9 protein-coding genes are annotated in these 8,685 nt (G+C 69.0%); 2 read left to right on the top strand and 7 right to left on the bottom strand.

Translation table 11 applies throughout. The features are described from left to right. The 4 genes from E1261_RS01995 to E1261_RS01980 form a co-directional block, all read right to left on the bottom strand. Nucleotides 1–655, bottom strand: a 655-nt coding sequence (locus E1261_RS01995; protein WP_132400802.1) for an amino acid ABC transporter ATP-binding protein, incomplete at its 3' end; no start/stop codon positions are given. Then, nucleotides 652–1,503 (bottom strand): amino acid ABC transporter permease, encoded by an 852-nt coding sequence (locus E1261_RS01990; RefSeq protein ID WP_132400799.1) that lies wholly within the window; start codon nucleotides 1,501–1,503, stop codon nucleotides 652–654. The genes E1261_RS01990 and E1261_RS01995, both read right to left, overlap by 4 nt. Beyond that, on the bottom strand, nucleotides 1,500–2,357 hold the full coding sequence (locus E1261_RS01985) for an ABC transporter substrate-binding protein (RefSeq protein ID WP_132400796.1): 858 nt from the start codon (nucleotides 2,355–2,357) through the stop codon (nucleotides 1,500–1,502). The genes E1261_RS01990 and E1261_RS01985 overlap by 4 nt, the downstream gene beginning before the upstream one ends. Next, on the bottom strand, nucleotides 2,354–2,674 hold the full coding sequence (locus tag E1261_RS01980) for a hypothetical protein (protein ID WP_132400793.1): 321 nt from the start codon (nucleotides 2,672–2,674) through the stop codon (nucleotides 2,354–2,356). The genes E1261_RS01985 and E1261_RS01980 overlap by 4 nt, the downstream gene beginning before the upstream one ends. A 55-nt stretch (nucleotides 2,675–2,729) precedes the next feature. On the opposite strand from E1261_RS01980, the gene E1261_RS01975 reads away from it, so the two are divergent. Continuing rightward, complete coding sequence (locus E1261_RS01975) at nucleotides 2,730–3,260, top strand: MerR family transcriptional regulator (protein ID WP_132400790.1); 531 nt, start codon at nucleotides 2,730–2,732, stop codon at nucleotides 3,258–3,260. Between the two features lie 23 nt (nucleotides 3,261–3,283). Here E1261_RS01975 and E1261_RS01970 read toward each other — a convergent pair whose 3' ends face one another. Further along, the gene (locus E1261_RS01970) at nucleotides 3,284–4,072 is read right to left on the bottom strand and encodes a helix-turn-helix domain-containing protein (protein WP_238175948.1); all 789 of its coding nucleotides are present in this window, start codon (nucleotides 4,070–4,072) and stop codon (nucleotides 3,284–3,286) included. A gap of 49 nt (nucleotides 4,073–4,121) precedes the next feature. On the opposite strand from E1261_RS01970, the gene E1261_RS01965 reads away from it, so the two are divergent. Next, nucleotides 4,122–4,904, top strand: coding sequence for a phytanoyl-CoA dioxygenase family protein (locus tag E1261_RS01965; protein ID WP_132400787.1), 783 nt, complete (start codon nucleotides 4,122–4,124; stop codon nucleotides 4,902–4,904). Here E1261_RS01965 and E1261_RS01960 read toward each other — a convergent pair. Both E1261_RS01960 and E1261_RS01955 read right to left on the bottom strand, forming a co-directional pair. Next, a complete protein-coding gene (locus E1261_RS01960; protein ID WP_132400784.1) occupies nucleotides 4,892–5,443 on the bottom strand; it encodes a hypothetical protein in 552 nt (183 codons plus the stop codon). The two genes, E1261_RS01965 and E1261_RS01960, sit on opposite strands and share 13 nt — an antisense overlap. Nucleotides 5,444–5,872: 429 nt before the next feature. After that, the gene (locus tag E1261_RS01955; protein ID WP_132400781.1) at nucleotides 5,873–8,665 is read right to left on the bottom strand and encodes a helix-turn-helix transcriptional regulator; all 2,793 of its coding nucleotides are present in this window, start codon (nucleotides 8,663–8,665) and stop codon (nucleotides 5,873–5,875) included. Nucleotides 8,666–8,685: the final 20 nt, after the last annotated feature.

The following is an 8,685-nucleotide window of genomic DNA, read 5'->3' as shown; positions in this document are numbered from 1 at the left end:
ACATGGACGATGTGCTTGCCCTGGGCAAGCAGCTGACCGATGCCAAGGTGAACCGGTGGGCCTTCGGGGCGATGGTGCCCGAGGTGGCGCGCGCCTTCCGGGCGCCGGCGGGCTGGCACAAGGACTCTTCGCCGACCAGCTCGGGGTCCAGGGCCGAGGTGACTTCGTCGAGCAGGAGGAGCTGGGGGGAGTTGACCATGGCGCGGGCGATCGCGGCGCGCTGCTGCTGGCCGCCGGACAGTTCGTCGGGTTTGGCGGTGGCTTTGTCGGCGAGGCCTACGCGGTCCAGCATCTGGAGGGCGCGGGCGCGCGCAACGTCCCTGGCAACACCGTGGACGCGGATCGGGGCGAGGGTGATGTTGTCGAGCACGGTCAGGTGCGGGAACAGGTTGTAGGACTGGAAGACGAACCCGATCCCGGAGCGCACTTTGTCCGCGTTCACGCGAGGGTCGGTGATGTCGGCGCCCGCCAGCTCGATCACGCCGTCGTCGACGACCTCGAGCAGGTTGACGCATCGCAGCAGCGTGGACTTGCCGGATCCCGAGGCGCCGATCAGGACGACACACTCGCCTTCGTCCACCTGCAGGTCGAACGAGTCGAGTACCACGTTCGCGCCGTACGACTTGCGCACTCCGCGCAGCGACAGCAGGGTCATACCGGTCCACCTCCCCCGCCGTACCAGCCTTGGCGGCGGGCGACGTAGTCGGTCAGCCGGGTGAGCGGGATGGTCAGCGCGACGAACAGGAGCCCGGCGACGACGTACGGGGTGAAGTTGAAGTCGATGGCGGTCTCCAGCTGGGCGGCGCGGATCGCGTCGATCACGCCGAGGACTGCGATCAGGCCGGAGTCCTTCTGCAGGCTGACGAAGTCGTTCAGCAAGGGTGGGAGGACTCGGCGGACGGCTTGTGGGAGTACGACGAAGCGCAGCGTCTGCCGGTAGGTGAGGCCGAGCGAGCGTGCGGCAGCCCGCTGGGACGGGTGGACCGATTCGATGCCGGCGCGGAACACCTCGGCGACGTACGAGGAGTAGGTGAGGACGAGGGCGGCGCCGCCCCAGATCACTGCGTCGTTGGGGAGGCCGCGCAGTTGCAGGGCCGGTACGCCGAAGCCGAGCAGGAAGATGACCAGTAGCAACGGCAGGCCGCGGAAGACATCCGTGTACGCCGCAGCGAAGACGCGGAGCGGGAAGAAGATCGGTCCCCGCAAGGTCCGCAGGATCGCCAGCGTCATTCCGATGATGACGATCAGGACCGCGCAGATCAGCATCACGCGAATGTTCAGCCAGAGACCTTGGGCGACCGTCGGCAAGGCCTCCCAGGCCCGGTCGACGTTGAAGAACGTCTCCCGGACCCGCGGCCAGCCGGGCGTCGAACCGATGCCGACAGCAACAAGTACGAGGAGAACGATCGAGCTGCCCGCCGCGATCAGCGTGGACCGCCGCGCCTGCCGCCGACGGAACGCTGTCCGCTCCTGCTGCAGAGCGGACGGCTGCCAACTACTCACGAGAGTTCGGGAGCGCCTTCCTCGGTCAGGTACTGCTTCTGCAGCTTGGCCAGCGTCCCATCGGCCTTGAGCGCGTCGACGGCTTGAGAGACGCAGCCGGTCAGCTTCGAACCCTTCTCCAGCACGAACCCGAACTGCTCGGCGGACCCGGACGCCGGCAACTGGCCGACGATCTTGCCGTTGTCGAGCTGCGCCGCAGTCATGTAGAAGGCGGTCGGCAGGTCGACCACGATGCCGTCGAGCTGCTTGTTCTTCAGCGCCTGGACTGCCAGGTCGTTGGTGTCGAACGCGGCCACCTGCTGCTTCGGCTTGATCTCGTCCTTGGCGACCGTGTAACTGGTGGTCCCGACCTGGGCGCCGAGTTTGGCATCAGCGAGTTCGGCGACCGTCTTCGCATTCGCGATCTTGCTGCCCGCGGTGGTGATCACGGTCTGCCGGACGTCGTAGTACCCGGACGAGAAGTCGACTGCCTTGCGGCGCGCCTCCGAGATCGACACCTGGTTCACGTCGAAGTCGAACTTCTTCGGCCCCGGCGCGAACGCCGCGTTGAACTGCACGGTCTGCCACTTCACCTCGGCCTTGGTGAACCCGAGCTTCTCGGCCACCGCATAGGTGACCGCCGACTCGTACCCCTGCCCGTTGCTCGGGTCGTCCTTGCTGAACCACGGCTCGTACGCCGGTTTATCGGTCCCGACCGCCAGCGCGCCGGCCGTCTTCAGCGCCAGCTTGTCCTTGCCACAGGCATCGGCCCCGGTCGGAGCCGGCGTACCGGTCGTCTCGTCCTCCGGGGCACAAGCACCCAGCCCCACCATCAGCACAGCAGCAGCCGCCACCAACACCGCACGCGAAGTCATGCCGAGAAGCGTACGGCCAGTCCTCGGAGGCTGAGCACGATGCCCACGGAACAGCCCACGACGGCGGCTGCCAGCGACCAGTTGAGTACGCCGTCACCCGCGGCCGCACTGAATGCGGTGGTGAAGACCCCCAGCCCGATTCCGAAACCGACCGCCAACGCGGGCAGCGCCGCCCGCCCCGGCAGAATCGCCGCCACGACCAAGCCCGTGACCACCAGCAGGTCGGCCACCACGAACTCGATCGGATGATCCCCGATCACCAGTAACGCCGCTGTCGCCGCAGCGATCAGGCCGGCCCCCACCCTGAGAACGATCATGACCGTACCGTAGTCGATAGTGTTACTATCGATCAAGGGATCGGAGACTCTGTCGATGCGAATCAACGAGCTGGCCGAGCGGTCCGGGGTGTCGGCGGCCAGCATCAAGTACTACGTCCGCGAGGGCCTGCTGCCCGGCGGTGAACGCAGCGGCTACAACCAGGTCACGTACGGCGAATCGCACCTGCACCGGCTCCGGCTGATCCGCGTTCTCCTCGATCTCGGGCACCTTCCGATCGCCACGGTGAAGCACATCGTCGGTGCGGTCGAAGATCCGGCCCGATCGCTGCACAGCACGCTCGGCACCACCCGGCAGGCAGCTCCCGTCGCCTCGGTCCCCGAGGTCCTGGCCGCGGCCGCCGCGCTGGGCCACGCCGACCTCGCCGAGATGGTCGCCGACTACCGCGCTGCGGCCGATCGGCTGGCCCGCCTGGAGGTGGCGTGGCTGGACCGACCCGCGACCGACGACCGGGACGTCCTGGCCGAACGCGCCGTGGTGGGAACCATTCTCGGCGACGCGCTGTTGACCGCCATCCGCCGCGAAGCTCAGCGGACGGCATCGGCCAGCCGCTTCGGCACCACCTGACCACAGGCCAACTGCCGGTTGGTTCAGCGACGCCGGTACGCCGTGGGGCTGGTGCCGGTGTGGCGGCGGAAGCGGGTGGAGAAGTAGAGGGGGTCGGTGAAGCCGACTTCGGCGGCGACCGAGGCGATCGGGCGGGTGGTGAGTTCGAGGAGGCGGGCGGCAGCATCGATGCGGCGGCGTTCGACGAACTGTTGCGGGGTGACACCCAACTGCTCACGGAAGAGATGGGCGAAGCGGGAGACGGAGAGGCTGGCGGCGCGGGCGAGGTCGGGGAGGTCGAGGGGTGCTTTGAGGTCCTGGTCGATGAGCTCGATGACGCGCAGCAGGCGGTCGTCGATGCGAGCTGCGTTGGGGTTCTGGGTGTCGCACCAGAGGAGGGCTGCCTCGAGGGAGTTGACGCTGAGTTGTTCGGCCTGTGGCAGCGGGAAGAGCTGGTACCTGGCTGCGTCGCGGAGGTAGTCGGCGATCTTCTCGACGGCGGTGAGCTGGAGGCGCAGGATGCCGGGGGCAACCTCCGGCCAGTCGAGCAGTGGCAGCCACTCCGGCTTGGGGTGCAGGTGCGCGTACATGAAGTGCCACCGCTCCCCCACGGTCCCATAGTCGTGCAGCGTTCCGGGCCGCACGAGGATGACCGTGCCGCGCTCGGTGGTGATCCCGCTGAAGTGACCGGCGCCGTGCAGGGTCAGGACGAGCAGCCAGTCGGTGGTCCCGCGGCGGCGGAAGGTCGTGTACTCCGGCCCCTCGTCGAACTCGCCGGCCACCAGGCGGCGCACCTCGGGTGTCGGCGACTCAGCAGGATCTCGAAGGTTCACAGCTCGATAGGCTATCGCGTTCACCGCCTCCGCGACGGATCCTTGAGGCATGACAGTCGCCGAGATCTACGCCGCCGAAGGGATCGTTCAGGTCCCCCAACTTCTGGATCCCCTCGAGGTCGAGCGGGTCCGGACCGCCTTTATGGAGCAGGTCGAGACCGATCGGTCGATGGACTTCGACGACGGCCTCCCGGACGGCGATCCGCTGACCCGGTATCCGCGGTTCGTGCATCCCCATCGCCGGACCGACGTCGAGGCCGGCCGACTTGCGCGCGACCTGATGCTCGACAGTCGGATCCTCGATGTCGTGTCCGCGCTGATCGGGCCACCGCTGGGGGCGCAGTCGATGTTCTACTTCAAACCGCCCGGCGGCCGCGGGCAGGCCCTGCACCAGGACAACATGTTCCTGCGGGCCGATCCCGAGACCTGCCTGGCAGCCTGGATCGCGATCGACGACGTCGACGCGGAGAACGGCGGGCTGGCCGTGGTTCCCGGTTCGCACAAGACGGAGCTGGTCTGTCCGGAGCCCGCCGACCTGACCGAGTCGTTCACGAACGCCGAGGTGCCGATCCCGGACGGGCTGCACAAGATCCAGACCAGGATGAAGGCCGGTGACGTGCTGTTCTTCCACGGCAGTCTCGTGCACGGCTCCCGGCCCAACAGCAGTGCCGACCGTTTCCGCCGCTCGCTGATCTTCCACTACGTCCCCGAGGCCAGCACCGAGATCGCGTCCTTCTACAACCCACTCCTCCGCCCCGACCACCAGCCGACCACCTTGCCCGAAGCGATCGGTGGTGGACCGTGCGGCAACTACGGCGATCAGGAGCCGTAGATCGACACCGCGGCGAAACAACCGAGCCAGGTCAGGCCGAGCAGGCCGGCGGAGAAGCCGAGCAGCCGAAGCAACATGCCGCCGTACGACCGGTCCTCACGGACGTTGCGAAAGGACAGGCCCGGCCTGGGCTGGTTAACACCCGCGTACTGTCCCCAGTCTGCGGTGACGTGGCGCGGGATCGTGAGCCGGTCCAGGGCTTGCAGGCCGCGGGTCAACGAGTCCGTCAGCGGGCCGTCGTCGTACAGGGCGAGGACGGTGCCGTCGATGGCGAGACCGATCGGCCGGGCATCGAGGAGCGTCTGCATGTTCCGTGGATGCAGGGTCGCGGTCAGGTAGCGCGGGTCCTCGCCGATGACGTCGAAGCTCCGGTTGAACTCACCGCTCTCCAGCGTGATGTCGGAGCGGGTCAGCGAACCGGGCCGGACCTCCAGGGTCGGCAGCCGGACATCGAGGAGCCGGACGAACGCGCTCAACCGGTAGCGGTGCGCCACCAGCCAGTGCCACTTCACCCAGCGCACCTCGAAGGCGCCAGGCAAGCTCTTTGAGCTCCCGCGACGCGGCCTTCGGCCAGGTGTAGACGAGGAACACCGCAACACCGCACAACACCACCAGCATCGGTACCACGGCGAGCGTCGGAATGGCCCCGGAGTCGTACACGACCCAGAGCAGCCGGAGGATTGCCACCAGCACCGCCGCCAGCGCGATCCAGCGACCGACCGGCGCGGCACCGAGGCCGATCAAGACCAGGACCCAGGCCGCGGGCAGGACGAAGATCCCGACCACCACCATCATGTTCCGCCACTCCGGCCAGTCGGCGCCGACGAAGGCGTCCATGCCCATCAGGCCGCCGAACGTGACGATAAGGAGCAGGTGGGAGCCCACACCCGCCCAGTCCGCCGGCTCGAAGATCTTCTTCCACACCTGCCGGAGTCTGCCAGCTCCCCGGTGTCAGGTCCGTGCGCCGACTACGGCGATGCGGAGCTGGGAGAGACCAGGTTGTGTTCGTAGGCGACGGCGGTGGCGGCAGCACGGGAAGTGACGGACAGCTTGATGAAGATGCGCCGGACGTGGGCGCCGACGGTGTTGACCGACAGGTAGAGGTCCGCCGCGATCTGCCGGTTGGAGGCACCCTTGGCGAGACCGCGCAGGACCTCGAGCTCACGCTCGGTCAAGCCGAACGGCGTGCCGGCCCGCACACTCGGGCGACGCAGGCCCGAGCGCGCACGGAGCTCGGCAATCAGCTCCGACAGCGGGGCCGCGCCGAGCTGCTCAGCGAGCTGGTCGGCCTCGTCGAGCCGACGTGCTGCACCTGCCTTGCTACTCGAGGAGAGAGCCGATCTGACCGCCCCCAGGAGACTCCAGGCCTGTTCGTACGGGTTGCCGACAGTTGCCCATCCGGACGCGGCCGCGTCCCAGTCACCAAGCCGGTTGGTCCGCTCTGCCAGCACCGTCAGCCGGGGTCCAGGGTGCAACGAGGTTGGGGCGGGGACCCGGTCGAGCAGTTCGATCAGGGCGTTCCGCCGTACGTCGATCGCCGCCCGGTCGCGCGGTGCGCTCAGTCGTCGTGCCGTTTGCACTCGCAGGGCGGTCACCACGACCCGGTCGAGTGCCTGCGCCCGGCCATGCAGCTCGGCGGAGTGAGCGAGCACCCGATCGACGAGCAGGTCCGCGGCTTCGAGGTCGCCCTCGGCCAGGGCCAGTTCCATCGCCACCCGGTGTACGTCGTACAACCCCTGCTCGGCGTGCGGACTGCGCTGGGCGACATCGGTGATTTCAGCGACCAGCATCCGGGCCAACGGCAGCTCACCACGGGCGACCGCGACCACGGCGCGTTTCAGCGCCAGCGTCGCGTTGTAGAACGACGGCGCCCGGTCGGCGAGCGCATCGTCGAGCACCTCGACGGCCTCGTCCCAGCGGCCGAGCTCGGTCAGAGCCTCGGCCTCGACCGCGCTCATCATCGGCCCTTTGGACCGACGCAAACCATTGAGCTCTGCTGCCGCCGACCCTGCCTTGGCAACCAGCAGCCCCTCTTCCAGCGCGGCCGCGGCAGTCAGCACGGTCGACCAGACCTGATGAGCCGACACCAGTGCCACCGCGTCACCCGCTCGGTCGGCCGCGGCGACGGCACGTTCGCAATGGTCATTCGCCGCCTTGAGATCACCAGCCATCGCCCGCGGCCAGGCCAGCGACAGGTGCGCCCAGGCTGCCGATCCGTGATCGCCGAGCGCATCGGCCAACTGCAACGACTCAGCAGCGAGCGCCTCGATGTCTTCCAGCCGGTGCTCCGGCAATGCGATCACGGCGCCGAAGGCCAGCACCCGGCAGCGGACCGCGTCGTCCACACCCGGCGGCACCAACCTCAACGCCGCCTCGATCGCCTGCCGACCACCCAGGTCGGCGCGATTCTCGAGCCGCGCCAGCAGACCCAGCACGTCCGCGCGCACTACCGGGGACAGGTCGCGATCGTCCAGCAGCGACCTGGCCAGACCGAGACCGGTATCGTCGTCTCCGGCTTGCAGCGCAGCACGCACCGCACGGACAACGATTGCTGTCCGGTCTTCGCCGATCAGCCGGTTCGCTGCCGGCACGGCGTCCCACCACCGGAGCACCGCCTGCAGATGCGCCAGCTCCGCGTCGTACGCCGTCCGGGCCCTCGCCGTCGCCGATGCGCGCCAGGCTGCCGGCAGTGCCTCGTGCGGATCATCTGTTGCCGCCCAGTGCAAGGCGATCTCCAGCGAGCGGTCTCCCGCTGTCCAGCTGGGCATGACTGTCAGCGCCGTCGCGAATCTCCGATGCAGCCGGCGTCGTTCCAGCGGCGGCAGGTCGCTCAGCACAGCCTCCCGGAGCAACTCGTGGCGGACGGCGTACCGCGCGCCCTCGACGGCCAGATGCCCTCGATCGGTGAGGACCCGAAGCGCCACTGCCAGCTCCGGCGCGGACAGCTCGGCGGCCGCCGCGAGGACGTCGTCCTCCATCGGCGCCCCGGCCACGGCCGACACGTCCAGGACGTGTCGCGCTTGCTCAGGCAGCTGAGCTACCCGGTCGAGGAGCAGCGTCCGCAGATCGCCCGCGTCGGGGTCGATGGCTGTCCCGAGCGCGGCCACGAAGAAGGGGTTGCCACCGGCCCGCCGATGAATCTCGGCCGCCCGGGCCGGGTGGATCGGCAACCGCGCGAGCTCCGTCAACTGCTGACCCACCTCCGCCCTGGTCAACGGGCCGAGGCCGAGCGTCGACACGTCGGCCCGGCGCCCGAGCTCGCCGGCCAACTGCCGGACCGGGTGGCCGGCCGCCAGCTCGCCGGTCCGCAGCGTGCCGATCAGGAGCAGGGCAACGCCGCGAAGAGAACGTGCCAGCTGGACGAACAGGTCCCGGGTGGTCTCGTCGGACCAGTGCAGGTCCTCGACCACGACCACCGCGGAGCGCGAGCCGATCGCAGCCCGCAGCTCGTCCAGGAAACGCCGTACGACGGTTGCCCTGCTCTCCCCGTCGGTCACCGGGCGCGGCACGGTCCCCGGCGTGACCGCTCGCAGGTCGAGGAACGGCCGGTACGGCAGGCCGCCGCCGAGTTCAAGGCAGCTACCGATCAGGACCAGCGGATCGCCGGGCAGGTCCGCGACGACCGTCTCGACCAGCGTGGTCTTGCCGATCCCTGCCTCACCGGTGATCAGCACGGTCACCGTGCGCCCGTCCGCCGCGCGGGCATATGCGGCGCGCACAGCGTCCCGCTCGGGCTGGCGGCCGACGAGCAACGGACTCACCACCCTTCCCGGACACCGGA

This window comes from Kribbella albertanoniae, from assembly GCF_004348455.1.
GTDB lineage: Bacteria > Actinomycetota > Actinomycetes > Propionibacteriales > Kribbellaceae > Kribbella > Kribbella albertanoniae.
Note: the sequence above shows the minus strand (reverse complement) of the source record. Positions and strands in the feature narration are given on the sequence as shown.